Source organism: Pseudomonas sp. NPDC098747 (assembly GCF_044760045.1).
Classification (GTDB): domain Bacteria; phylum Pseudomonadota; class Gammaproteobacteria; order Pseudomonadales; family Pseudomonadaceae; genus Aquipseudomonas.
In genome coordinates this window covers 29,830-52,197 of sequence record NZ_JBIWAL010000010.1, presented here as the reverse complement: position 1 = coordinate 52,197, position 22,368 = coordinate 29,830, and the positions used below count along the sequence as shown (strand labels likewise).

Sequence of the window (22,368 nt, the reverse complement as noted above, 5' to 3'; positions counted from 1 at the left end):
GATTGCTTCCTGCACTCAATGGCTCTTCGGCTTGCTGGCCGGGTTCAACGTAACGGCGCGGTAGTCATCCGTCGAGCCCATCGGTTCGAGCTGGTCGGCCTGCGCGTGATAGTCGCGATAGCCTTGACGTGCCAGTTGTTGGTTCTGTGAAGCGGATTGGCTGCTTTCTTCCTTGGGTTCAATCTCGAAACGATGGCCATTCACCAACTCCACCGCGTAGGCTTGAGTGCCCGGAACGTGATCAAACTTGATCTTACCGTCTTCGCCCGTAAGGCCTTCCTGAATCACGGCGCCATCGGCGAACAGCGTATAGGGCTCATCTTCGTAACCTGGATGACCGGGCACTGCACTGATGGTGGCGCTGAGCTTGTGAATGACGTCCGGCGCCGGTTGCGACTCGCCCCGCTCGGGGACTTCGCCGGCCTTGTCAGAAGCCGCTGGCAGTGGCACCAGCGGCAGGAGCGCGGCATTTCCGGTCCCGACACCCGCCGCACCTCCAGCATTCAGCTTGATGACCGGACCCACTACGGTAATGCCACCGGCATCCAGCTTGATGAAGCTACCGCCGGCTTTCACAGTGAGCTCCGTGCCTGCTTCGATAACCATTTTCTGCCCGGCCTTGAGATGGATTTCTTTGCCTGCCGTCATCAACTGTGCGGTGCCCAGTTTGATGTGCTGGTTTTGGCCTATCACCAAATGGTCATCGGCTTTGACCTCAACCTTGCGATCCGCAATGGTGGTGCGGTGTTCTTCGGCTTTCAGCTCGGTATAGGTGTTCTTCTCCACCGTGTCATGGCGTTCATTGCCGACCCGAATCTTCTGGTCGTGCTCAACATTTTCATCCCAATCGCGCTGCGCATGAATGTAGATCTGCTCTGCACCTTTCTTGTCTTCAATGCGCAGTTCGTTGTACCCACCGCCCCCCGGGGAGCTGAGCGTTTTGAACACGCTGCGAGTCTTGTTCGCCGGCAAGGCATACGGCACCGGGTTTTCCTTGTGGTACAGGCAACCGGTGACGAGTGGCTGGTCGGGGTCGCCTTCGAGGAAGGTGACGAGGACTTCCATGCCGATGCGCGGGATGCTGATGGCGCCGTAGCGATCACCGGCCCAGGAGCTGGAGACGCGCATCCAGCAGCTGGTTTTGTCGTCGGCCTGGCCTTCGCGGTCCCAGTGAAACTGGACCTTGATGCGGCCGTATTGGTCGCAGTGGATTTCTTCACCTTTGGGGCCGGTGACCATGGCGGTCTGGCTGCCGAGGACGCGGGGTTTCGGGTGTTCGAGGGCCGGGCGGTAGAACACGTCCCACGGGGTGGCGAGGAAGGTGTTGCGGTAGCCTTGGTGGAAGTCGTCCTTGTTATCGGTGGTGTCGCTGGTCACGCCTTCTTCGAGGACTTGCGGCTGTTTGCCTTCGTGGACGATTTCGGTGAGCAGCCACAGGTCGTTCCACTCGCTGCGCGGGTGGTCGGACATTTCCATGAAGTGGCCGCTGACCAGTTTGGTCTGGTCGCCACGACCTTCGGCCTGACGGTAGTCGGCGCGGTGGCGTTCGAGGGCACGTTGGCTGAGGAACTTGCCGCGCGCACGCTCGATGAAGCGGCCGGGGTAGTCGTAGTCTTCGAGATCCGGTTCGCTGCTTTTGCTATCAAGAGCGCCGTCAGGTTTGTACGCCGCTTCCATTTGCAGGCGCGGTTTTTCGAAATCGTAGTCGCGGCGGGTGACGCGGCTGGTGCGGGTTTCCAGACGTAGCTTGAAGCTTTTGATTACCGGTTCGTCGGCGACCAGCCCGCTGCCTTGCACGTAGGCGGTGGGCTGGCCGAGTTTCTGGAATACGGTCTGGTCGTCGCCGAACACCAGCAGGTGGGCTTTGTCACTGTGCTGGAAGTGGTAGTGAATGCCTTCCTCCTCGCACAGGCGCTGGACGAAGTGCAGGTCGGTTTCGTCGTATTGCACGCAGTAGTCGCGATCCGGGCACGGCTGGCTCAGCTGGAAGCTGTAAGCTGTAAGCGTTACCTTTAATGCCGTGTTCTTCGAGGATCAGCGCGATGATTTTCGGCGCCGACATCTGCTGGTAGATGCGTTGGTTGGTGCGGTGATGCAGGTATTGCAGTTGCGGCACCATCGAGACTTTGTAGCGGGTCAGACGCTTGCCGGCATCGCCTTGGGCGACGCGATAGATCTGGCCGTGGATGCCGCTGCCGTTAACGTCCAGCGCCAGGAACGCCTGTTTGTGGAGCAGGGTTTCCAGATCCAGGTCGGGGTTTTCGCTGACCAGTTCGAGGTCGAAACGAAACGGCTGGCTGATGCCTTCGGTGCCGGTGAACGAAAGCACCTGAAGATCGTGCTCAAGATTATCGATGGTCAGGCTGAAATGAGTTTGGTTGGCAGGACTGAACATCTCTTGTAGCTCCTTGACGTGCTGTAAATCTTCCTTAAAACCCAAGCTCGTCTCTGAGACATGGGGGCTCTGGGCGAGCAGCTCTGTAAAGTGCGCAATCATAACTTGCTTGAACTGCGCAAGAAGTTGCGCAGTTGCCCGCAGAGAACCAGTACGTGGGGGTTACAAAGAATTGAAACAATATGTTTCTTAGTTTCGTTAGCTACCACGCACTCATCCGTCGCACGTCCGCTTCTGGCCCCGGGTGTGTAAAAACGCGCTGAGCCAGAAGCGGACGAGCCCTTACGTCAACTCAAATCCCAAACGAAAGTGCGCCGCAATACATGAGCGTATTGCAAACGATCATCTGCGCGAACAAAAAACCAAGGCCAGCTCCCAAAAACGCGACACTCGCAACAACCCACGGCAACGTTGCCATGACGCGATACTTCAATAACCAAATCGACAGGCATGTACCTACCAACATGCCGGGGATGGAAAACAGGTGCCCAAGTCCGACAAGACCCGCCTCTCTACCCATGCTGGACATGAGTGAGATGTAGATCAAAAGAGTCGTGATTGCTGCGGCTGTTGTTCCCGTCAGGAACAACGCTGGCACGCGAAAAATCAATCCCGGAATCAGAGTGATCAAAGGCACGCCGATGAGATACCAGGCGCCCGAATAAAGCGGGGCGCCCCCCATACTTGCGAGAAGGAACAATGGAAGGATCAAAAGGATTGCTGCGACGAGATCACTTCTAAAGTCCATTGGCATTTCCTGGCCTCCCTGTCAGATGCAAACTTGATGTAACAGGTTAGGAGACGAGCTGGATTTTGTGGCGGGCGTGAACACATGCCAGGCCCAATCCACTAAACTCGATTTTTCCCCAATCAGCCAAGGAAGCGTCAATGGGTATTCGAGGAAAAGACCGGCAGATCGACAATATCGAGTTCAACGTCGTCGACATCGCCCGAAGCAAGGCCTTTTACGCGGCCGTATTCGACTGGAGTTTCGTTGACTACGGCCCAACTTATACCGAGTTCAGCGACGGTCGGATGACCGGTGGATTCACTACCGGAGAACCTGTGCGGCCCGGCGGACCATTGGTCATTCTCTACGCGGAAGATCTAGGCGTTACAGAACTCAGGCTCAAGGCAGCAGGCGCTACGATCAGTCGTGAAGTTTTCTCGTTCCCGGGTGGGCACCGCTTCCACTTCATCGACCCAGATGGCTATGAGCTCGCCGTGTGGTCGGCCTCTCCATGATTGGGCATGGCAAACAACTCCGTGTGGCTTTGAACTTCACGGCATGCAGGCATCGTGCTAAAACGGCAGTCACCCGTTTTGCAGGACAGTCACCGAATGCCCAAGAAACAACCGGTCAGTAAAGAGGCCGCCACCGCTGCGGAAATCGAGCGATCGATCCAGGCCTTGAACAAAATGGCCGAACGCTTGTGGGGGGATGGTCGAGAAGCGGAAGCCAAAGCGCTTCTCGACGCACTTGATGCATTAAATCGGGCGCTCGACCGGATCAGGATTGGCGAGAGTCGTCGCGTTGTGACACTGCACTAAACCCTACGGTTTGAGAATCAACAACGGGTCGCCCTTCTTCACAATGTAAGTCGCCAACTCCGAGGCCTTGTCTGTACCGATGTTCTTGGCGATATGCGCCACGCCCTCGGGAATGTACAGAGAGTCACCAGCCTTCAGCGTCACGGGCGCCCTGCCCTCGAGTTGATATTCGAATGTGCCGCTGATCACGTACGCGACTTCCACGCCCGGATGCGCATGGCGTGGCGAGGTCACGCCAGGTTCGAAATCGACTCGTGCCTGAATGACTTCGCGGTCAGCGGCGCCGAGATCCTGGCGAACCAAATCGGTACGGCTCAGGCCTTGTTGCCAGCTCTTGGGTTGGGTATCGGCGGCGTGTGCGATGCCGATCATCGAAGCGAGTATTGCGGCGGTAGTCAGGAACAGTGGACGGCGCATGATGTTGCCCTCTCAAACTCAGTGGTGTGTGGTGACATCCACTTTGAACAGGGCATGTAGAGCTGATGTGTCGTGAAACCTTGGTTTGTTATTGGCGTGTGTCCCGGGTCGGGATTGATACACGCTTATACAAACGGCTGGCGGCGTTGCTGCAGCGCCAGTAGCCATGTCCGTAACGCAACAATCTTCTTCGAGTCAGCCGTTTCAACAGGCGTCACCAGATAGAAACCCAGATCATCTTGCAAGCGCAGATCAAACGGTGCCACCAGCCGCCCCGCGCGCAAATCATCATCGACATAGGTCGAGCGCCCGATGCACACGCCCTGCCCGTCAACCGCAGCCTGCACCGCCATCAACGCCAGATCGAAGGTCAATCGTGGCGCCTTGGCCAGTTGCGCTGGTTGACCCGCCGCGCTAAGCCAAGTGTTCCAGTCGCCGGCGGTCATGCCACTGACTTGCAGCATCGTGTGGTTGAGCAGGTCTGCCGGTGTGTTCAAAGCCTTCGTGCCTGCGAGCAATGCCGGGCTGCACACCGGGAAAATCTCATCGGACATCAGCCAGTCCGCCCGCAATCCCTTCCAGTCACCCCGGCCATACCGAATCGCCGCATCAATGCCGCCCTTGCGAAAATCCACAAGATCGGTGGACGCGCTGACCCTCACATCGATATCGGGAAAGGCCTGCTGAAACGCCGGCAGGCGCGGCAACAACCACTTGGATGCCACCGATACCAACGTGCCGATAGTCAGCACGCTGGTGTTACGCGATGCCAGCAACTGCTCCGTCGAATGGCGCAACTCATGGAAGGCCGACCGGATGCCGGGCAGGTACGCCTGCCCGTCCTCAGTCAGCGCCAAGCCGTCCTTGAGCCGAAGAAACAGCGGCACGCCAAGCTCCGCTTCGAGTCGGCGAATTTGATGGCTGATGGCGGTCTGGGTGACGTTCAGCTCTTCGGCAGCCTGGGTAAAACTCATGTGCCGGGCGGCTGATTCGAAGGCTTTCAAGCCGTTGAGGGATGGAAGTCTGGCGGTCATATAACTTTCGGCACTCATGAGATTTTGTCATACGCTAGCACTTCAAATGACCTTTGCGAAACCCTCTGCAACGGAGGATTCTTGCGCCTTCTTTCAGCAAGGAAGTGCCATGAAACTGTATTTCGCGCCCATGACCTGCTCCCTGTCTTCGCACATCGTGCTGTGCGAACTGGGCCTGCCGTTCGAATTGATTCGCGTAAATAACCAGAGCAAACGCACTGCCGACGGGCGCGATTTTCGTGAGATCAATCCGAAGGGATATGTCGCTGCGCTGGAACTGGATAACGGTGAGGTACTGACAGAAGGCCCGGCGATTTTGCAGTTTATAGTCGATCAAGTACCCGGAAATACACTGGCGCCGCCACCCGGCACCTGGGAGCGAGCGCGGTTGCAGGAACACTTGAATTTCATCAGCACTGAAATCCACGGCGCCAGCTCGCCGCTGTTCAACAGCGAGATTGCGCCATCGACCCGGGCAATCTTCAAAGACAAATTGTTCAAGCGTCTGGACTTCCTGAGCCAGACACTGGTTACACAGGATTATTTGATGGGCACATTCGGCGTAGCGGATGCCTATCTGTTTACCGTGCTCAAATGGCTGCCAGTGTTCAACATCGACATCGAGCATTGGCCGCTACTGGCCGAGTACATGCGGCGCATCGCCGAGCGTCCAGCCGTGCAGTCGGCGATTGCGGCAGAAGAGGCAACGCAGCCGGTCTGATCTGTGCCGATTGGCCAACGAATCTGTAAACTGCGGCGATCTTTACTCGCTCAGACAAGGGACCCACATGGCCAACCAAGACATCACCTTCACGCCCGATCCGGACGCCGAGTCCATTTCTTCCGACGTCGCGACCTTTGGCGGGATCATGGTTTCCACGCAGATTCCGACCCGCGCTGATGGCAGCCTGGAACTGGGCGACATCACCGAGCAAAGCGAATGCACGCTGCAAGCGCTGAAAGTTGCGCTGGAACGTGCGGGCAGTTCGATGGACCGGGTTATGCACCTGACGATCTACCTCACCGACATGGCTGACCGTGCAGCGTTCAACGAGGTTTACAAGCGCTTCTTTGCCAAACCGTGGCCGGTGCGTGCGGCGGTTGGCGTTGCCTCCCTGGCCGTTGAAGGCATGCGCGTGGAAGTGACCGCGATGGCTGCAAAAGCCTGAGCCCCAATCTGAAGCAAACACAAAAACCTGTGGGAGCCAGCCTGCTGGCGATGGCGCACTGATAGTCGACATCTTTGTTGACTGATCCACCGCTATTGCGGGCAAGCCCGCTCCCACTGGGTTTGACGGTGGTCGCAAGGTTTGTGCCTGGCATAAAGCACTGTGGGAGCGGGCTTGCCCGCGATGGCGTTGGGTCAGGCGACATTGATGTTGAATGTGCCGGCCTCTTCGCGAGCAGGCTCGCTCCCACAGGTTTTGCCAGGGTGGCGGTTGCCATCGGGCAGCACGGGCGTGCCCGGCGCGCGTTTCGGGGCTACAATGCGCGCCTCGACCGTGACAGCCTGACTAAAAAAAACTATGTCTTTGCCCAAGCATCATCTGGAATTGCTCAGCCCGGCCCGCGACGTGGCGATTGCCCGCGAGGCGATCCTGCACGGCGCCGACGCCGTGTACATTGGTGGCCCGAGCTTCGGCGCCCGCCACAACGCCTGCAACGAAGTGAGCGAGATCGCCGGACTGGTGGAATTTGCCCGCAAGTATCACGCGCGAATCTTCACCACCATCAACACGATCCTGCACGACAATGAACTGGAGCCAGCGCGCAAGCTGATCCATCAGTTGTACGACGCAGGCGTCGATGCGCTGATCGTCCAGGATCTGGGCGTCATGGAGCTGGACATTCCGCCGATCGAGCTGCATGCCTCAACCCAGACCGACATTCGTACGCTGGAACGGGCGAAGTTCCTCGATCAGGCCGGTTTCTCGCAATTGGTGCTGGCCCGCGAGCTTAATCTGCAGGAAATCCGCGCGATCGCCGATGAAACCGACGCCGCCGTCGAGTTCTTCATTCATGGCGCGTTGTGCGTGGCGTTCTCCGGCCAGTGCAACATATCCCACGCGCAGACCGGGCGCAGCGCCAACCGTGGCGATTGCTCCCAGGCTTGCCGCTTGCCGTACACCCTCAAGGATGAACAGGGTGGCGTGATTGCCTACGAAAAACACCTGTTGTCGATGAAAGATAACAACCAGAGCGCCAACATCCGCGCCCTGGTCGAAGCCGGTGTGCGCTCGTTCAAGATCGAAGGCCGCTACAAAGACATGGGCTACGTGAAGAACATCACCGCCTATTACCGCCAGCGCCTCGATGACGTGCTCGAAGATCGCCCGGATCTGGCCCGCGCCTCCAGCGGCCGCACCGCGCATTTCTTCCTGCCCGACCCGGAAAAAACCTTCCACCGGGGCAGCACCGATTACTTCGTGACTGATCGCAAGATCGACATCGGCGCCTTCGATTCGCCGACGTTCACCGGTTTGCCGGTCGGCACGGTGGAGAAAGTCGGCAAGCGTGACATGCTGGTCGTGACCCACGATCCGCTGTCCAACGGCGACGGTTTGAACGTACTGGTCAAGCGTGAAGTGATTGGTTTCCGCGCCAACATCGCCGAGCCAAAAGGCGAGTTCGAAGAAGACGGCGAGAAGCGTTACCGCTACCGCGTCGAGCCGAACGAAATGCCGGAAGGCCTGTTCAAACTGCGCCCGAACCACCCGTTGAATCGCAACCTCGATCACAACTGGCAGCAGGCGCTGCAAAAAACCTCTTCCGAGCGTCGCGTGGCCCTGAGCTGGTTTGCCCGTCTGCGTGAAGAGCAGCTGGAAATCACCGCCACCAGTGAAGAAGGCATCAGCGCCAGCGTCACCCTGAACGGTCCGTTTGGCGTTGCCAACAAACCGGAGCAGGCACTGGAGCAGTTACGCGATTTGCTCGGCCAACTCGGCACCACGCAATACCACGCCACCGACATCAAACTCGATGCGCCACAGGCTTTCTTCATCCCTAACTCACAGCTCAAATCCCTGCGCCGTGAAGTGATCGAAGCCCTGACCGCCGCCCGCGTCGCCGCTCATCCGCGCGGCGGCCGCAAAGCCGAAACCACGCCGCCACCGGTGTACCCGGATTCGCACCTGACGTTCCTCGCCAACGTCTACAACCAGAAGGCGCGCGACTTCTACCATCGTCACGGCGTGAAGCTGATCGACGCCGCGTACGAAGCGCACGAAGAAGCAGGCGAAGTGCCGGTGATGATCACCAAACACTGCCTGCGTTTCTCCTTCAACCTGTGCCCGAAACAGGCCAAAGGCGTGACCGGCGTGCGTACCAAAGTCGCGCCGATGCAGTTGATCCACGGCGATGAAGTGCTGACGCTGAAGTTCGACTGCAAGCCATGCGAGATGCACATCATCGGCAAGATGAAGGGCCACATCCTCAACCTGCCGCAACTGGGCAGCGTTGTCGGGCACATCAGCCCTGAAGACCTGATGAAAACCATCCCGCGCGCACCGCACTGAGTGGTTGGCGTGCGCGGTGCTTCGGCGCCGCGCACGCATGCCCTGCTCCATCAATGGCCAAATCGCAGGCATAAAAAAACGCCAACTTCTTACGAAGTTGGCGTTTTTTGATATATGGCAGGGGCGGCTGGATTTGAACCAACGCATGGCAGGATCAAAACCTGCTGCCTTACCGCTTGGCGACGCCCCTACAGCACTTGTCAGCGGCTCCGTGAGGATCACTGCAAGAACGGGGCGCAATTTATCAACATTCGTTACGTTTGTGAAGCCCGAAATGAAATATTTTTTGTTTTAAAACAGCGACTTATTTTTTTGCCTGGATTCAGGCCAATCATCAGCCCGTTTGGCACCGTGTATCCCACTGTGTACGAACCCTTCCGCGATACAGCAATTTTCAACATCACCCCTCTTCGACACAGGCCAGATACGTCCCTACGCTTAAATGCACTCACGGTTTGAAGGATTTATTCGCACCCCTCAGCCAACGGTTCGCACAGGAGACGTCACCATGAAAATGGCACTGCACACCCGCAAAACCGCATTCGGACTTTCGATTCTGGCGCTGTCGCTATTCGGCGCTTTTGCCACGGTTCAGGCACAAACCACGGAACCTGCGGCTGTGAGCTATTCCGCGCCTTCGCCGTTCGGCCCGCTGAAACATGTGAAGGCCGGTGTGCTGGACGTCGCTTACGCTGAAACCGGTCCGGCCAACGGTCCGGTGGTGATTCTGTTGCACGGCTGGCCCTACGACATTCACAGTTACGATGAAGTCGCGCCGTTGCTCGCGGCCAAAGGTTATCGCGTGTTGATGCCGTATGCGCGGGGTTTTGGCGATACGCAGTTCCTCTCCAAAGACACCCTGCGCAACGGCCAACCGGCGGCGCTGGCCAGTGACGTCATCGACTTCATGGATGCGTTGAAGATCAAGCAAGCGGTGCTCGGCGGTTATGACTGGGGCGCACGCTCGGCCGGCATCGTTTCCGCGTTGTGGCCGGAGCGGGTCAAGGCGCTGGTGGCGGTCAGCGGTTACCTGATCGGCAATCAGGCTGCCGGGCAGGACCCGCTGCCGCCCAAGGCTGAATTGCAATGGTGGTATCAGTTTTACTTCGCCACCGAACGCGGTCGCGCCGGCTATGCGAAGAACACCCACGACTTCGCCAAACTGATCTGGCAAACCGCTTCGCCGCAGTGGAAATTCGATGACGCTACGTTCGATCGCTCCGCCAAAGCGCTGGAGACCCCCGATCACGTCGACATCACCGTATTCAACTACCGCTGGCGTCTGGGCCTGGTTCAGGGCGAAGCGAAATACGCGGCGCTGGAGCAGAAACTGGCCACCGCGCCATCGATTAGCGTGCCGACCATCACAATGGAGAGCGACGCCAACGGTGCGCCGCACCCGGCGCCTGAGGATTACGCCAAGCGATTTACCGGGAAGTACGAGTTTCGGCTGATCAACGGTGGCATTGGCCACAACTTGCCGCAGGAAGATCCGCAGGCGTTTGCCAAGGCTGTGATTGATGCGGATCACCTGTAGAAGCGCCTCACCCTGGCCGGAACAAAAAAAGCAGCCAGCCGCTGAGGCTGACTGCTTAATGGCTAACGCGCGTGATTACTCTGTTGGCACAACGATATCTAACGCCTTGTTTACTGCCAACTCCCCCAACATGACCACTTGCGCAATGCCCAGCAGGGTATGGCGGTTTGACCCCTCTAGCAGCCCTGCAAAATTGCCGAGCATGACCGTAGCAGACGCTAAAGAGCCGCTGGCATTGGTCAGCAAAGACTCGGAGTCGGACTGCGGGTTGACCATGAACATAGTGCTGGGCGTATAGGGTGCCGCCATGATCGCGCCCGCAGGCAAAAGGTAATGGTCGAGTGCACGCTCTGCCGCTTCGTGGAGTTTTCTTGAGTTGGGTGATGCGTACGGCGATGCCGGGTCTGTGACCGGTGGTTCGGGTGGCTTGGACATCAGTTGATACTCCAGACAAGAACCGCTTGAGGTTTTTTGATAGCGGGCGCGAAGCGTCACGATCACGACCGTTGACGCTTCTGTGCAGTGATGGAGCAAGCCCCCTCACTTGGCTGCATTGCAACTATTGCGGCAAGCGCTGGTTGTCCAGGACTCGACCGACGACCAGCTCGCTGAGCATGATCGCCTGTTGCAGCATCAGCATCCTTTTGCGATGCGGCCCGTCTATCAACTCGGCGAATTCCCGCGCCATGTCACTGGCGGAGGACAAGGTTTCGTAGGCCTCAACGAGCAGCGTTTCGTCATCCACCGTGGAGTCGATGAGATAGATTCTGCCGGTCTTGCGGGTGGGGATAGAGGTCTTCAGTGCCGATGGATTGAGGTAGAAGTTGATTGCGCGTTCTGTTGCCTCTTTGATGTTCTGAGGTTCGAGCGCTGCGTCGTAGGGGATTGGATCGGTTTCTGGCGGGTTGGGCGTGATTTTGAACATATCTCTAATTCCAAAAGTAGGGCCACGACCGTTCTCTACTAAAAGAAGGGAGGCAGCTGTGCGCAGGTTAGTAGACCGGTGGAATTAGCAAAACCGGCGCGCCCGAGAGCGCCCTACGCACAACCGCCATCAAGTGCAGGAGGCATACCTGACTGAATGGAGCTCGTGCGCTTACTAATACCAAACGGGCTACTAAACCCGACCACTGATAGGCAGTGGCAGGTCAACGATAGAGTCCTAGGGCACAGCGCACAAGCCGGCGGATTCTGGCGTACGCGTAGGTAAAGGCACAAGGTTTTGTAGCCTTTATGGCGTAACAGTTGGTGTAAGTTAAACGTACGTGCGGGATGGTGTTTAGAAGAGCCCCTCACCCTAGCCCTCTCCCGGAGGGAGAGGGAACTGACCGTGCGATGCTCCATGAATACGTCGACCTGAAAGTGCAATGCCGAATCCATGATCGACACAATCTTTCACCGACCTAAACTTGCCGAATCCATGATCGACATTGCGGCGCTGCTGCCGAATCCATAATCGACTCGGTCTTTCAGGTCGATGTATGACGCAAGACATCTCGGTCGGCCCCCTCTCCCTCCGGGCGGTCCGACGTTTCGGGAGGGCTGGGGTGAGGGAAAATTGGTCTACAGTTAAATTTCCATCCACTTCACAAGGATCGTGAAGCATGCACAATCGCCCCACCCTCGCCCAATTCGCCCGCCATTTGCGCACCAATCAAACTGACTGCGAACACCTGCTCTGGCAAAAGCTGCGCGCCCGCCAAATCTCGAAAAGCCCCTCACCCTAACCCTCTCCCGGAGGGAGAGGGGACTGACCGAGTTGAATGGCGGAGCTACGCCGACTTGGGATACCAGGGTGAACTCGGGTTAGTCAGGGGCTTGGGTTAGTGACGGCTCGGATTATTTGACCAGCCGTTTTTCCTTCGAAGGGCGATAGCCGAAATACGAGCTGTAACACTTGCTGAAATGACTCGGCGAAACAAACCCACACGCCACCAGCACTTCCACCTGCGACAGCTCTGTATGTTGCAGCAACCGCCGCGCTTCGGTGATGCGCAATTCCAGGTAATAGCGCTGCGGCGTGGTGCCGAGCTGTTCCTTGAACAAGCGCTCCAACTGGCGCCGGGATCGGCCGGCATAGACCGCCAGTTGCTCCAGCTCCAGCGGCTCTTCGAGGTTGGCATCCATCAGCTTTACCACTTCGCGCAGCGGCGCGCTGACGCAGATGTTTTCATCCGGTTTGATCCGCCGATACCGCGACTCCTCGAACGCGAGGATATCCTCGACGCCCTCGACCAACGCCTTGCCGTGCAGGTTCTTGATCCAGTCCAGCGCCATGTGAAACGCCCCGGACGGGCTCGATGCCGTGAGGCGGTCGCGGTCGATGACGTAGGGCTCGCTGCTGACGTGGGTGGTTTTGGCGATTTCGGTCAGTGCCGGGCGATGTTCCGGGTGGATCGCGCAACGATAGCCGTCGAGCAATCCGGCGCGGCCTAGAAACCACGCGCCGTTCCACAAACCCGCGAGGCTGACACCGCGTTCTGCTGCTGCTTTCAACAGGCTGATGAATTCGTCACTGGCGCGCAGTTCGGTGCGATAACCGCCGCACACCACCAACAAATCCAGCGTCTGAAGCGCCGCCAGATCAATTCGCGCATCCGGGCGGATCACCAATCCCAAGTCGCTGACGACCTCAGCTTCACTCAAGCCAAACGTGCGCGTAGAAAACAGCTCCGCGCGCAACAGATTGCTGGTGATGATCGTGTCCAGCGCCTGGGTGAAGGCCGGTAGCGAAAAGTGTTCGAGCAGTAGAAAACCCGCGCGCGTCACGCGGGCCTGGTCAGCGGATTGCTCATTCAGATAGCGGAGGTTTTTGCCCTTCATGCCCCCGCTGAATTGGCGTCGTTCGATCAAGGTCTGGTCCATCGGTCATGTTGTTATGCGCCGATAGTTGGCCTGAACCGCGCCGGAGTCAATCACGCCTGCGGCTGATGGCTGGTGACGCAATGAATCCCGCCACCCCCGGCAGCGATCGCGTCGATGTTGAGCTGGACGATTTCACGATCCGGATACAGCTCGGACAGCAGAACAAAAGTTTTTTTTGTCCGCTGTTTTGCAGACTATCGACATCGCCGTGCGTGACGACATCAGTTCCCAGGCCGAATGCAGCTTCAAAGTGCTGCACGCCGACCGCCTCTACCCGGCCTGTCATCCGAGTGTGTGGGCGCTGCCCGCTGCGCAACGCACAACGTTGCATGGTGAGCGGGAAATGGACTGGAGCCATTGGGCGGTGGAAGCCGGGGTCGATGTCGGCCAGCAGGATCAGGGCTTGAATTTCTCTGATCCGGGCTTGCTGCTCGACGCCGCGTGCTCGGGGCTGGGTATTGCGCTGGTGAGCCAGTTGCTCAGCCGTCAGGCGCGGGCTGACGGCGTGTTGCTGCCGTTGGTCGAGGCGACCATACGCGGCCCGAACTGGGCGTTGTTGACTCATCGCGACAGCGAGAATGATCCGATGGCCCAGCGTTTCGTGACGTGGTTATCGGATCATCTACCGTCATCCTGACGGCGCTTATACCGCTGAAAAAAGACCGGCGCCCACTCGCCCTTCCAGGCGACCGAAGAGCACGTAGTGCTGATAGCCACTGGTGAAAGCGCCGGTGCGAACCGCCTGCCGGACGTCGTCGTTCAGTTGGAGGTATTGCGCTTCATCGAAGTTTTCGACACTGACTTCGCCGGCCCGGCCGAGTTGTTCGCTATCAATCGGCAAACCCGCAATGCTGCGCTGCTGGAAATCGATAATGCGATTGATTGCATGACTTTCCAGCGCGCCCTGGCCGGGGTACATCGCGTAGATATGCATGCCCTTCTTCACGCACCGATTGCACATGTCGACACAGTTTTGCTGCGTGTTTTTACGCTTCATCAATTCGTCGACATTGATGTCCAGATACTTTCCGACTTGATATTCACTTTGATTGAAGATGGTGCAGCAAAGCACTGTGTTGCCGTTGCAGTCGATCACCAGCCAGTTATCTTTGAGCGAGCACGCTTGCTTGTGGAAGTGCTGCACGACATTGACCAGATCATCGTAAGGCGGCAATGCCAGCCTTTTCAGGGTCTCGTGGTCAGTGTCGGTCACGGAAGGATCGCGTTCGACAATGGCCAGCGCCTTCTCCAGCGGCATCATCACCGAATAACCGGTGCTGAAGGTGAAGCCCAGACGCTCACTGAACTCGCGCATCAGTGTTTCTTCTGCCAGGTTGTCCAGATACCGATGGTAATAAACCTCGACATGGGTGTTCAGACCATGGCGCTGCACAAGCTCACTCAGCGTGATCATGTTCTGTTTTACAACTTCGATATCCCCGCCTACATGGCCCTTCGCGTAGGTCTCCTGGTAAAACCCTGACAGCGAAATACGGAAGAAACCCGGTTCGGCCATCAAGGCTTTTTCCATGTTCTTGGCCAGGTTCAGGTTAGTGCTGACGCCACTGTTCATGCCGGCCGCATTGATGATCTCGATGAACTCGCCGATCTTCGGATGCACCAAAGGCTCTGTCCAGTTGTAGAGAAAAATCGCCCGAACGCCTTCACGTTTGGCTTTCTCGACGATCTCGCGGAACATCTCGATCTGCATGGCTTTTTTGAAGTTGAGGTTTTCCGAGTTGCCCATCGGGCAAGAAGGACAGCTCAGATTGCAGGCACCGACGATATCGATATACATGTTCATGACGAGTGAAGCTCCTTGAGCTCTACGCTCATCTGGTCAACGCCGCAGGCTTTCGGGTTGCCGGATGTGTTAGTTATTTGACGACATTGAGCACGTCCAAGCAAAAAGCGCACCAGACGCCGGCTACGCCATTAACTTCACAACCCAATCGATAAATACTCGCAACTTCAAGCTGATGTGGCGGTTCGGCGGGTACGCTATGTACAGAGGCATCGATTCAAGTTGCCAGCCCTCGAACAGCGGCACTAGTTCACCGCGTGCTACAGGGGCGTCGGACATGTACCTGGGCAGCCATAGCACGCCCATGCCGGCCAGACCCGCCGCGAGATAGGCATTACCATCGTCGACAGCCAACACATGACGACCTTTGATTTGCAAACTTTGCTTGTCGTTATGCAAAGTGAAAGGCAGGGGTTTGCCGGTGCGCGCCCACAGGAACGCAACCACACGATGATGCGAATCCTCCAGCTCCTGCGGATGCATCGGCGTGCCGGCACGAGCGAGATAGTCGGGCGCGGCAAACACGCCCAGTTGCAGATCCGCAACCTTGCGCGCCATCAGTGACTGATCCAGCAGCTCGCCGCCGCGCACCACGCAGTCGACGTTCTCATCGATGATGTCGACGATACGATCACTGACGCCCATGTCGATCTGGATATCCGGATAGCGCGCGTGAAATTCGGGCAATGCCGGAATCAGAATCAAGCGAGCGAACGGGCTCGGCACGTCCACGCGCAATCGTCCACTGGGCGACACCGAGGCACCGGGCAGGCTGGTTTCGGCATCCTCCATGTCGGCGAGCAACTTGATCACGCGCTGGTAATACGCCGCACCGTCGGCAGTGACATTGACCTTGCGCGTAGTGCGGTTGAGCAATTTGACCCGCAACCGCGCCTCCAACTGCTGAACCAGTTGTGTCACGGTGGTCTTGCTCATGTGCAGGGTTTCGGCAGCTTTGGTGAAACTCCCCGCCTCGACCACCCGTGCAAACGCCTGCATTGCATCAAAACGGTCCATTACTCGGCTTCCGATTGTTTGGAATTTGCAAACAGTTAACGCCAAGCTTGCGCGTTTATCACCCGCCTGCAAATCCCTAGAGTTACGCCATCACCTCACTGATGGAGACACCCCATGACGCAGCGCGATGTTGTTTTCCCACCCGCACGCCGGACCCTTTACGAGCGCCATCGCTACTCGCCGGCGATTCGCTCCAACGGCTTTCTATTTGTCTCGGGACAAGTGGGCAGCACCGAGGACGGTTCACCCGAGCCGGATCTGCAAAACCAGGTGCGCCAGGCTTTCAATAACCTGAACGCGATTCTCGATGAGGCCGGTTGCACGTTCGCCGATGTGGTCGACGTCACCGTGTTCATTGTCGATCCGCAGTCGAAGTTCGAGACGATCTGGAATGTCGTTCTGACGGAGTTCTGGGGTGACGCGCCGCATCCGACCGTTACCACCGTTGGCGTGACCTGGCTGTATGGTTTCGACTTCGAGATCAAGGTGATCGCCAAACTCCCCGAACGCCACTGATTGATGCGCACTGGCCTTTGAACCCTCGAATGCGTATAACCTCGCCGTTTCGTCTAACCTGACTTTGCGCCCAGCCTCGACTGTACAACGGCGGCGCTTCGACTTTGACGCTCACGAAACGGAGAATTCCATGCTCAAACGAACCCTGTCACTGACGGCCGGTCTGGCCCTGTCCCTATCTGCGCTGGTAGCGCAAGCCGCTGATGTATTGCGGGTCAGCGCCATTCCCGATGAGGCCCCAACCGAACTGCTGCGCAAGTTCGAGCCATTGGGTGCGTATCTGGAACAGCAATTGGGCATGAAGGTGCAGTTCGTCCCGGTGGCCGATTACCCGGCAGTGGTTGAAGCGCTGGCCACCGACCGTCTCGACATGGCCTGGCTAGGTGGCTTCACTTTTGTGCAGGCGCGCTTGAAGACCGACGCCACCACCCCGGTCATTCCATTGGTGCAGCGTGAACAGGATGCGCAGTTCACCAGCAAATTCATCACCGCCGACCCGAACGTAAAGAGCCTGGCCGATCTGAAGGGCAAGACCTTCGCCTTCGGTTCCGTATCGTCCACTTCCGGTAGCCTGATGCCGCGTTATTTCATGCTGAAAAATGACGGCATCAAGCCTGAGGCGTATTTCAGCCGCGTCGCCTACTCCGGCGCCCACGACGCCACCGCTGCCTGGGTGCAGGCCGGCAAGGTCGACGCCGGTGTGTTGAACGCCAGTGTCTGGCAGAAACTGGTGGACGCCGGCAAGGTCGACACCAACAAGGTCAAAGTCTTCGCCACCACCCCGCCGTACTTCGATTACAACTGGACCGTGCGCGGCACCCTCGACCCGGCGTTGGCAGCCAAGATCAAAAAAGCCTTCCTTGATCTGGACCCGGCCAACCCTGAACAGAAGAAGATTCTCGATCTGCAAGCCGCCAGCAAATTCATCGACACCAAGCCCGAGAACTACAAGGGCATCGAGGAAGCCGCCCGCGCTGCCGATCTGCTGAAATGACGCTACGCCTCACCCACGTCAGCTTGCGCCACGCCAATGGAGTCGATGCCCTGCGCGGCATCGACTTGCAGATTGGCGTCGGCGAACAAGTCGCCATCATCGGCCCGTCCGGGGCCGGTAAATCGAGTTTGCTCAACCTGCTGGCCACCGCACTGCGGCCCAGCAGCGGCGAGATCGAAGTGCTCGGCGAACGCGCATGGCACTTGTCTGCCCGCCAGCGACAACGCCTGCGCGCGCGCATCGGCCTGGTGCATCAGGCGCCGCCGCTGCCTCTGCGCCAGCGCGTGGTGACAGCGGTGCTGGCCGGCAAACTCGGGCAATGGAGTTTGGGCAAAAGCTTACTGAACCTGCTGCATCCACTCGACGTGCCCGGTGCTCGCGCAGCATTGGCGCGGCTGGATCTGGGCGATAAATTGTTCGCCCATTGCCAGCAATTGTCTGGCGGTCAGTTGCAGCGCGTCGGCATCGCGCGGGTGCTGTATCAGGCGCCGGATATTCTGTTGGCCGACGAGCCGGTGTCAGCGATGGATCCGGTCATGGCCGGGCATACGCTGACGGTCCTGTCGCGCCATGCCCGCGAACATAACGTCACGCTGGTGGCGAGCCTGCATGCGGTGGACCTCGCGCTGTCGCACTTCCCGCGGATCATCGGCTTGCGTGACGGGCAGATTCTGTTCGACAGCCCCTCCGATCAAGTCAGCCGCGAAATGCTCGACGCGCTGTACGCCAATGAACACCTGCAATCGCCGCCCACGGCGGTTACGCCTTTGCCTGTGCAGATTCCACGATGCTGAAGGCCGATTCACGCGATCCTGCGGCGTGGCCGCGTTTGCTGCTGACGGTTTTGGCGATTGCGGTGCTGTGGCCGGGAATACAACTCAGCGAGCTGAATTTGAGCGTGCTGCTGCCCGACAGCCAGAATGAAATGGGCCGGTTTGTCGCGCAGTTCTGGCCGCCCGCCCACGATGAAGCGTTTTTGCAGTTGTTATTCAAAGCCACGTTGCAAACCCTGGCAATTGCCACGGCGGGCATGGCGTTGGCGTTGTTGCTGGCCGTGCCTGCTGGTTTGCTCGCCAGCCGTGCCTTGTCGCTATCTGCTGCTTCACGGGGTGGCGTGCCCAGTCGTCTTGGCCGTTTGCTGCGCTGGCCGGTTCGCGGCTTATTGATCTTCCTGCGCAGCGTGCCGGAAATCGTCTGGGCGCTGTTGTTCGTGCGCGCCGTCGGTCTCGGTCCGGCGGCGGGCGTGCTGGCGATTGCGATCACCTACAGCGGCATGCTCGGCAAGGTCTACGCAGAGATTTTCGAATCCACCGACCAACGCCCAGCGCACGCCCTGTTGCAATCAGGCAGCGGTCGACTGGCGAGTTTTGCCTATGGGATTTTGCCCAATGTCGCCGGGGAATTGCTGTCTTACACGGTCTATCGCTGGGAATGTGCGATCCGCGCTTCGGTGGTGATGGGTTTTGTTGGCGCCGGTGGCCTGGGCCAGCAAATCGACCTGTCGATCCGCATGTTCGCGGGCGGTGAAGTCGCGAGCATTCTGCTGACCTTCCTGCTGCTGGTGCTGGTGGCCGATCAACTCAGCCGCTTGCTGCGCTGGAGGCTGACATGAATCGTCTGATCAATCTGTTGTTGATCGCGGGCATCGGCGTGGCCGTCATCGCTTCGTTCATTTACCTGGGGCTCGACCTCGGCGAACTAGGCAGTGCCACCAGCCTTAAACAGATGGGCGCGTATGTGCAGCGCTTTCTCAGCCCGGACCTGAGCGCCGATTACCTGAAAGCGATCCTCCATGGCTCGCTGGAAACGTTGGCCATGTCGGCGCTCGGCACCCTGCTCGCCGCGCTGCTGGGCATCGTCCTGGCGCTGCCCGCTGCCGGGCGATTCGGCTGGCCGCTGCGCAGTGTGTCGCGATTGCTGCTCAATGGCCTGCGGGCGATTCCGGAACTGGTCTGGGCCGCGCTGATGGTGCTCGCCGCCGGGCTCGGGCCGAACGCCGGCACCCTCGCACTCGCCCTGCACACCACCGGCGTGCTGGGTCGCTTGTTCGCCGAAGCGCTGGAAAACACCCCGCCGCAACCGGCCGAAGCGATCCGCTTGCAGGGCGGCAACCCTATCCTCGCCTTCTGCTACGGCACCCTGCCCAACCTCGCCCCGCAACTGCTCGCCTACGTCCTGTACCGCTGGGAGAACAACATTCGCATGGCCAGCGTGCTGGGTTTCGTCGGCGCGGGCGGTTTGGGGCAGATGCTGTATGTGAGCCTCAGCCTGTTTCAGGAAGCGCAGGCCAGCACAGTGATTCTGGCGATGCTGGTGCTGGTGTTTGCAGTGGATTGGTTGAGTGCGTCGAGCCGCCAGCGCTGGGTCAAGGCGTAAGTGCCGATGCTGGCGAGTGGATATCTGCCAGAAGCTGATTATGCTTCAGGAAACCTCGCACACCTGCGAGACCGTCAGACTGTGCAAGTTTCACGCGACAGCAATTGCGGCATACGCCACAAGGCCAGAGTGCGATAAAGCGTTATTGGGGGACTCCGGCCTACAAAAAAACCAGCACGACGGAGTACACCTATGGCCACAATCGACACGACACCCACAGGCAATCCACCCCGCAGCGGCGGCATGACCAAGGAGGAGCGCAAGGTCATCTTCGCTTCGTCCCTAGGCACGGTGTTCGAATGGTACGACTTCTACCTCTACGGATCACTGGCGGCGATCATCGCCAAGCACTTTTTTGCCGGCGTCAACGAAACCACCGCGTTCATTTTTGCCCTGCTCGCTTTCGCTGCCGGGTTTGCCGTGCGGCCGTTCGGCGCCATCGTGTTCGGTCGGCTCGGCGACATGATCGGGCGCAAACACACCTTCCTGATCACCATTGTGATCATGGGTGTTTCTACGGCCATTGTCGGTCTGCTGCCCGGCTACGCAACCATTGGCGTCGCCGCCCCGGTCATCCTGATCACCCTGCGCTTGCTGCAAGGCCTGGCGCTGGGCGGTGAGTACGGCGGCGCGGCGACTTACGTGGCCGAACACGCGCCACCGGGCAGACGCGGGTTCTTCACGTCATGGATTCAAACCACCGCGACGCTGGGCCTGTTCCTGTCGCTGCTGGTGATCCTCGCCTGCCGCACCGTGCTGGGCACCGAAGCGTTCGAAGCCTGGGGCTGGCGGATTCCATTCCTGCTGTCGATCCTGCTGCTGATCGTTTCGGTGTACATCCGCCTGCAACTGAGCGAGTCGCCGGTGTTCCAGAAGATGAAGGCTGAAGGCAAGGCCTCCAAAGCGCCGCTGACCGAATCCTTTGCACGCTGGGACAACCTCAAAGTGGTGATCATGTCGCTACTCGGCGGTACAGCCGGTCAGGCAGTGGTCTGGTACACCGGGCAGTTCTACGCGCTGTTTTTCCTTTTGCAGACGCTGAAGATCGACCCGCAAACCGCCAACCTGCTGATCGCCGGATCACTGTTGATCGGCACGCCGTTCTTCGTGATCTTCGGCAGCCTGTCCGACCGCATCGGCCGCAAGCCGATCATCATGGTCGGCTGCATTCTTGCGGCGCTGACTTACTTCCCGATCTTCCATGCGCTGACTCAGTACGGTAACCCCGACGTGTTCATCGCCCAGGAGAAAAACCCGGTCAAGGTGATCGCCAATTCCGATCAGTGTTCATTCCAGTTCGACCCGGTGGGCAAGGCCAAATTCACCAGTTCCTGCGACCTGGCCAAGACCCTGCTGGCGAAACGGGCGATCCCTTACGAGAACGTCGAGGCCGAGCCCGGCACCGTGGCGCAGGTACGCATCGGTGACAAAGTTATCGAGAGTTTCGAGGGCAGCGCCCTGCCCGCCGCCGACTTCAAGACCCGCAACGATGCCTTCACCGCCAACCTGAGTAGCGCACTGAAAGAAGCGGGCTACCCGGAGAAAGCCGATCCGGCGAAAACCAATTACCCGATGGTGTTGCTGCTGCTGACCATTCTGGTGATCTACGTGACCATGGTGTACGGCCCGATCGCGGCGTGGCTGGTCGAGCTGTTCCCGACCCGCATCCGCTACACCTCGATGTCGCTGCCCTATCACATCGGCAATGGCTGGTTTGGCGGCTTCCTGCCGACCGTGGCTTTTGCGATGGTCGCGGCCACCGGTGATATCTACTACGGGCTGTGGTACCCGATCGTGATTGCGGTGATGACGGCGATACTCGGCACGTTCTTCCTGCCGGAAACCAAAGACCGCGACATTCTCAAGGATTGACTCTGGTCCCCGTGCAGGCGCTGTCTGAGGCAGCGCCTGCATAGGTTTTCGGCTTCGATTCATTCAGCGATTCGTAGAAAAATCGAACGCTCACCTTCGCGCCTCCTCCAATGTTTTACACCAACGGAGGTCAGCGATATGGACAGCAACGACGGTAAAACCCCGAATGCCCCGCCTACCGACACGTCCGGCAAACCGGTGAACGTGGTCGAGCGCGATCTTGCGGACAGGGATGATGACACCAGGGCTGTGGACGAGGTCATCACGCCCTCTTCCACTCGGGTTAAAGAGCAGGATGCCGAGGAATTGCAGCGCAAGATTGATGAGATTGAACGCAAGGTGGCGGACGGCAATTGAGATTTTTGCGGTGTCAGGCAGTTTCCCCCCTCACCCCAGCCCTCTCCCTCAGGGAGAGGGGGAAAGGGAGCCGATCTTCATGCAGTTCAAAATCTCAGCTCGACCCACAGCTCTGCAG

Annotated in this window: 21 protein-coding genes, 1 tRNA gene and 4 pseudogenes; 15 read left to right on the top strand and 11 right to left on the bottom strand. The window is 58.7% G+C overall.

Annotated elements, in window-relative coordinates:
* Positions 1-15: 15 nt before the first annotated feature.
* Together tssI and ACIQVE_RS08795 are read right to left on the bottom strand one after the other, a co-directional pair.
* Positions 16-2,395: pseudogene (gene tssI, locus ACIQVE_RS08800) on the bottom strand (type VI secretion system tip protein TssI/VgrG).
* Between the two features lie 292 nt (positions 2,396-2,687).
* Positions 2,688-3,143: a hypothetical protein gene (locus tag ACIQVE_RS08795; RefSeq protein WP_402806848.1), complete on the bottom strand. Its 456-nt coding sequence runs from the start codon at positions 3,141-3,143 to the stop codon at positions 2,688-2,690.
* Positions 3,144-3,283: 140 nt separating this feature from the next.
* Here ACIQVE_RS08795 and ACIQVE_RS08790 point away from each other — a divergent pair, with 140 nt between their 5' ends.
* A complete protein-coding gene (locus ACIQVE_RS08790) occupies positions 3,284-3,640 on the top strand; it encodes a VOC family protein (RefSeq protein ID WP_402806846.1) in 357 nt (118 codons plus the stop codon).
* 96 nt (positions 3,641-3,736) lie between these two features.
* On the top strand, positions 3,737-3,946 hold the full coding sequence (locus ACIQVE_RS08785) for a hypothetical protein (protein WP_150603233.1): 210 nt from the start codon (positions 3,737-3,739) through the stop codon (positions 3,944-3,946).
* Positions 3,947-3,949: 3 nt separating this feature from the next.
* On the opposite strand, the gene ACIQVE_RS08780 is transcribed toward ACIQVE_RS08785, so the two are convergent.
* A complete protein-coding gene (locus tag ACIQVE_RS08780) occupies positions 3,950-4,318 on the bottom strand; it encodes a cupin domain-containing protein (RefSeq protein WP_402807152.1) in 369 nt (122 codons plus the stop codon).
* Positions 4,319-4,488: 170 nt separating this feature from the next.
* Positions 4,489-5,397, bottom strand: a complete 909-nt coding sequence (locus tag ACIQVE_RS08775) for a transcriptional regulator GcvA (RefSeq protein WP_402806841.1) — start codon at positions 5,395-5,397, stop codon at positions 4,489-4,491.
* Between the two features lie 109 nt (positions 5,398-5,506).
* Between ACIQVE_RS08775 and gstA the strand changes: the two genes are divergently transcribed.
* The 3 genes from gstA (at position 5,507) to ACIQVE_RS08760 (ending at position 8,912) form a co-directional block, all read left to right on the top strand.
* A complete protein-coding gene (gene gstA, locus ACIQVE_RS08770) occupies positions 5,507-6,118 on the top strand; it encodes a glutathione transferase GstA (protein WP_402806839.1) in 612 nt (203 codons plus the stop codon).
* 67 nt (positions 6,119-6,185) lie between these two features.
* A complete protein-coding gene (locus ACIQVE_RS08765; RefSeq protein WP_401229382.1) occupies positions 6,186-6,566 on the top strand; it encodes a RidA family protein in 381 nt (126 codons plus the stop codon).
* Between the two features lie 357 nt (positions 6,567-6,923).
* The gene (locus tag ACIQVE_RS08760) at positions 6,924-8,912 is read left to right on the top strand and encodes a U32 family peptidase (RefSeq protein WP_402806836.1); all 1,989 of its coding nucleotides are present in this window, start codon (positions 6,924-6,926) and stop codon (positions 8,910-8,912) included.
* A gap of 115 nt (positions 8,913-9,027) precedes the next feature.
* Here ACIQVE_RS08760 and ACIQVE_RS08755 read toward each other — a convergent pair.
* Positions 9,028-9,102 (bottom strand) — tRNA-Gln (locus tag ACIQVE_RS08755).
* A gap of 318 nt (positions 9,103-9,420) precedes the next feature.
* Between ACIQVE_RS08755 and ACIQVE_RS08750 the strand changes: the two genes are divergently transcribed.
* The gene (locus tag ACIQVE_RS08750) at positions 9,421-10,449 is read left to right on the top strand and encodes an alpha/beta fold hydrolase (RefSeq protein WP_402806833.1); all 1,029 of its coding nucleotides are present in this window, start codon (positions 9,421-9,423) and stop codon (positions 10,447-10,449) included.
* 75 nt (positions 10,450-10,524) lie between these two features.
* Here the strand turns inward: ACIQVE_RS08750 and ACIQVE_RS08745 are convergent, their stop codons facing one another.
* Both ACIQVE_RS08745 and ACIQVE_RS08740 read right to left on the bottom strand, forming a co-directional pair.
* Positions 10,525-10,884, bottom strand: a complete 360-nt coding sequence (locus tag ACIQVE_RS08745; RefSeq protein ID WP_402806830.1) for a DUF6124 family protein — start codon at positions 10,882-10,884, stop codon at positions 10,525-10,527.
* Positions 10,885-11,008: 124 nt separating this feature from the next.
* Positions 11,009-11,374, bottom strand: coding sequence for a DUF6124 family protein (locus ACIQVE_RS08740; RefSeq protein ID WP_402806828.1), 366 nt, complete (start codon positions 11,372-11,374; stop codon positions 11,009-11,011).
* A gap of 679 nt (positions 11,375-12,053) precedes the next feature.
* Here ACIQVE_RS08740 and ACIQVE_RS08735 point away from each other — a divergent pair.
* Positions 12,054-12,158, top strand: a pseudogene (locus ACIQVE_RS08735) (DUF559 domain-containing protein); the annotation flags it as partial.
* 130 nt (positions 12,159-12,288) lie between these two features.
* On the opposite strand, the gene ACIQVE_RS08730 reads toward ACIQVE_RS08735, so the two are convergent.
* Together ACIQVE_RS08730 and ACIQVE_RS08725 are read right to left on the bottom strand one after the other, a co-directional pair.
* Positions 12,289-13,314, bottom strand: coding sequence for a GlxA family transcriptional regulator (locus ACIQVE_RS08730; protein WP_402806826.1), 1,026 nt, complete (start codon positions 13,312-13,314; stop codon positions 12,289-12,291).
* A gap of 50 nt (positions 13,315-13,364) precedes the next feature.
* Positions 13,365-13,487, bottom strand: a pseudogene (locus tag ACIQVE_RS08725) (agmatine deiminase family protein); the annotation flags it as partial.
* 17 nt (positions 13,488-13,504) lie between these two features.
* Here ACIQVE_RS08725 and ACIQVE_RS08720 point away from each other — a divergent pair.
* Positions 13,505-13,951, top strand: a pseudogene (locus ACIQVE_RS08720) (LysR substrate-binding domain-containing protein); the annotation flags it as partial.
* A 6-nt stretch (positions 13,952-13,957) separates the two neighbouring features.
* On the opposite strand, the gene ACIQVE_RS08715 reads toward ACIQVE_RS08720, so the two are convergent.
* Both ACIQVE_RS08715 and ACIQVE_RS08710 read right to left on the bottom strand, forming a co-directional pair.
* Positions 13,958-15,118 (bottom strand): radical SAM/SPASM domain-containing protein, encoded by a 1,161-nt coding sequence (locus ACIQVE_RS08715; RefSeq protein WP_402806824.1) that lies wholly within the window; start codon positions 15,116-15,118, stop codon positions 13,958-13,960.
* Between the two features lie 123 nt (positions 15,119-15,241).
* Positions 15,242-16,135 (bottom strand): LysR family transcriptional regulator, encoded by an 894-nt coding sequence (locus ACIQVE_RS08710; protein ID WP_402806822.1) that lies wholly within the window; start codon positions 16,133-16,135, stop codon positions 15,242-15,244.
* A 114-nt stretch (positions 16,136-16,249) separates the two neighbouring features.
* On the opposite strand from ACIQVE_RS08710, the gene ACIQVE_RS08705 reads away from it, so the two are divergent.
* From ACIQVE_RS08705 to ACIQVE_RS08675, 7 genes are all read left to right on the top strand, one after another.
* On the top strand, positions 16,250-16,651 hold the full coding sequence (locus ACIQVE_RS08705) for a RidA family protein (protein WP_402806819.1): 402 nt from the start codon (positions 16,250-16,252) through the stop codon (positions 16,649-16,651).
* Positions 16,652-16,781: 130 nt separating this feature from the next.
* A complete protein-coding gene (locus ACIQVE_RS08700) occupies positions 16,782-17,645 on the top strand; it encodes a putative selenate ABC transporter substrate-binding protein (protein WP_402806817.1) in 864 nt (287 codons plus the stop codon).
* Positions 17,642-18,439 carry a phosphonate ABC transporter ATP-binding protein gene (locus ACIQVE_RS08695; RefSeq protein WP_402806814.1) on the top strand — a complete coding sequence of 266 codons (798 nt, stop codon included), beginning with the start codon at positions 17,642-17,644 and terminating at the stop codon, positions 18,437-18,439. The genes ACIQVE_RS08700 and ACIQVE_RS08695 overlap by 4 nt, the downstream gene beginning before the upstream one ends.
* Complete coding sequence (locus tag ACIQVE_RS08690; RefSeq protein WP_402806811.1) at positions 18,433-19,257, top strand: PhnE/PtxC family ABC transporter permease; 825 nt, start codon at positions 18,433-18,435, stop codon at positions 19,255-19,257. Before ACIQVE_RS08695 ends, ACIQVE_RS08690 begins: the two co-directional genes overlap by 7 nt.
* Positions 19,254-20,021, top strand: a complete 768-nt coding sequence (gene phnE, locus ACIQVE_RS08685; protein ID WP_402806808.1) for a phosphonate ABC transporter, permease protein PhnE — start codon at positions 19,254-19,256, stop codon at positions 20,019-20,021. Before ACIQVE_RS08690 ends, phnE begins: the two co-directional genes overlap by 4 nt.
* Positions 20,022-20,213: 192 nt before the next feature.
* A complete protein-coding gene (locus ACIQVE_RS08680) occupies positions 20,214-21,893 on the top strand; it encodes an MFS transporter (protein WP_402806805.1) in 1,680 nt (559 codons plus the stop codon).
* A gap of 138 nt (positions 21,894-22,031) precedes the next feature.
* Positions 22,032-22,250: a hypothetical protein gene (locus ACIQVE_RS08675; protein ID WP_402806804.1), complete on the top strand. Its 219-nt coding sequence runs from the start codon at positions 22,032-22,034 to the stop codon at positions 22,248-22,250.
* The last annotated feature ends 118 nt before the right edge of the window (positions 22,251-22,368 follow it).

What these genes read in the sequence shown, in the direction of transcription:
- ACIQVE_RS08795 (WP_402806848.1), bottom strand. Translation starts at nt 3,143, where the DNA reads ATGGACTTTAGAAGTGATCTCGTCGCAGCAATCCTTTTGATCCTTCCA.
- ACIQVE_RS08790 (WP_402806846.1), top strand. Translation starts at nt 3,284, where the DNA reads ATGGGTATTCGAGGAAAAGACCGGCAGATCGACAATATCGAGTTCAAC.
- ACIQVE_RS08785 (WP_150603233.1), top strand. Translation starts at nt 3,737, where the DNA reads ATGCCCAAGAAACAACCGGTCAGTAAAGAGGCCGCCACCGCTGCGGAA.
- ACIQVE_RS08780 (WP_402807152.1), bottom strand. Translation starts at nt 4,318, where the DNA reads ATGATCGGCATCGCACACGCCGCCGATACCCAACCCAAGAGCTGGCAA.
- ACIQVE_RS08775 (WP_402806841.1), bottom strand. Translation starts at nt 5,397, where the DNA reads ATGACCGCCAGACTTCCATCCCTCAACGGCTTGAAAGCCTTCGAATCA.
- gstA (WP_402806839.1), top strand. Translation starts at nt 5,507, where the DNA reads ATGAAACTGTATTTCGCGCCCATGACCTGCTCCCTGTCTTCGCACATC.
- ACIQVE_RS08765 (WP_401229382.1), top strand. Translation starts at nt 6,186, where the DNA reads ATGGCCAACCAAGACATCACCTTCACGCCCGATCCGGACGCCGAGTCC.
- ACIQVE_RS08760 (WP_402806836.1), top strand. Translation starts at nt 6,924, where the DNA reads ATGTCTTTGCCCAAGCATCATCTGGAATTGCTCAGCCCGGCCCGCGAC.
- ACIQVE_RS08750 (WP_402806833.1), top strand. Translation starts at nt 9,421, where the DNA reads ATGAAAATGGCACTGCACACCCGCAAAACCGCATTCGGACTTTCGATT.
- ACIQVE_RS08745 (WP_402806830.1), bottom strand. Translation starts at nt 10,884, where the DNA reads ATGTCCAAGCCACCCGAACCACCGGTCACAGACCCGGCATCGCCGTAC.
- ACIQVE_RS08740 (WP_402806828.1), bottom strand. Translation starts at nt 11,374, where the DNA reads ATGTTCAAAATCACGCCCAACCCGCCAGAAACCGATCCAATCCCCTAC.
- ACIQVE_RS08730 (WP_402806826.1), bottom strand. Translation starts at nt 13,314, where the DNA reads ATGGACCAGACCTTGATCGAACGACGCCAATTCAGCGGGGGCATGAAG.
- ACIQVE_RS08715 (WP_402806824.1), bottom strand. Translation starts at nt 15,118, where the DNA reads ATGAACATGTATATCGATATCGTCGGTGCCTGCAATCTGAGCTGTCCT.
- ACIQVE_RS08710 (WP_402806822.1), bottom strand. Translation starts at nt 16,135, where the DNA reads ATGGACCGTTTTGATGCAATGCAGGCGTTTGCACGGGTGGTCGAGGCG.
- ACIQVE_RS08705 (WP_402806819.1), top strand. Translation starts at nt 16,250, where the DNA reads ATGACGCAGCGCGATGTTGTTTTCCCACCCGCACGCCGGACCCTTTAC.
- ACIQVE_RS08700 (WP_402806817.1), top strand. Translation starts at nt 16,782, where the DNA reads ATGCTCAAACGAACCCTGTCACTGACGGCCGGTCTGGCCCTGTCCCTA.
- ACIQVE_RS08695 (WP_402806814.1), top strand. Translation starts at nt 17,642, where the DNA reads ATGACGCTACGCCTCACCCACGTCAGCTTGCGCCACGCCAATGGAGTC.
- ACIQVE_RS08690 (WP_402806811.1), top strand. Translation starts at nt 18,433, where the DNA reads ATGCTGAAGGCCGATTCACGCGATCCTGCGGCGTGGCCGCGTTTGCTG.
- phnE (WP_402806808.1), top strand. Translation starts at nt 19,254, where the DNA reads ATGAATCGTCTGATCAATCTGTTGTTGATCGCGGGCATCGGCGTGGCC.
- ACIQVE_RS08680 (WP_402806805.1), top strand. Translation starts at nt 20,214, where the DNA reads ATGGCCACAATCGACACGACACCCACAGGCAATCCACCCCGCAGCGGC.
- ACIQVE_RS08675 (WP_402806804.1), top strand. Translation starts at nt 22,032, where the DNA reads ATGGACAGCAACGACGGTAAAACCCCGAATGCCCCGCCTACCGACACG.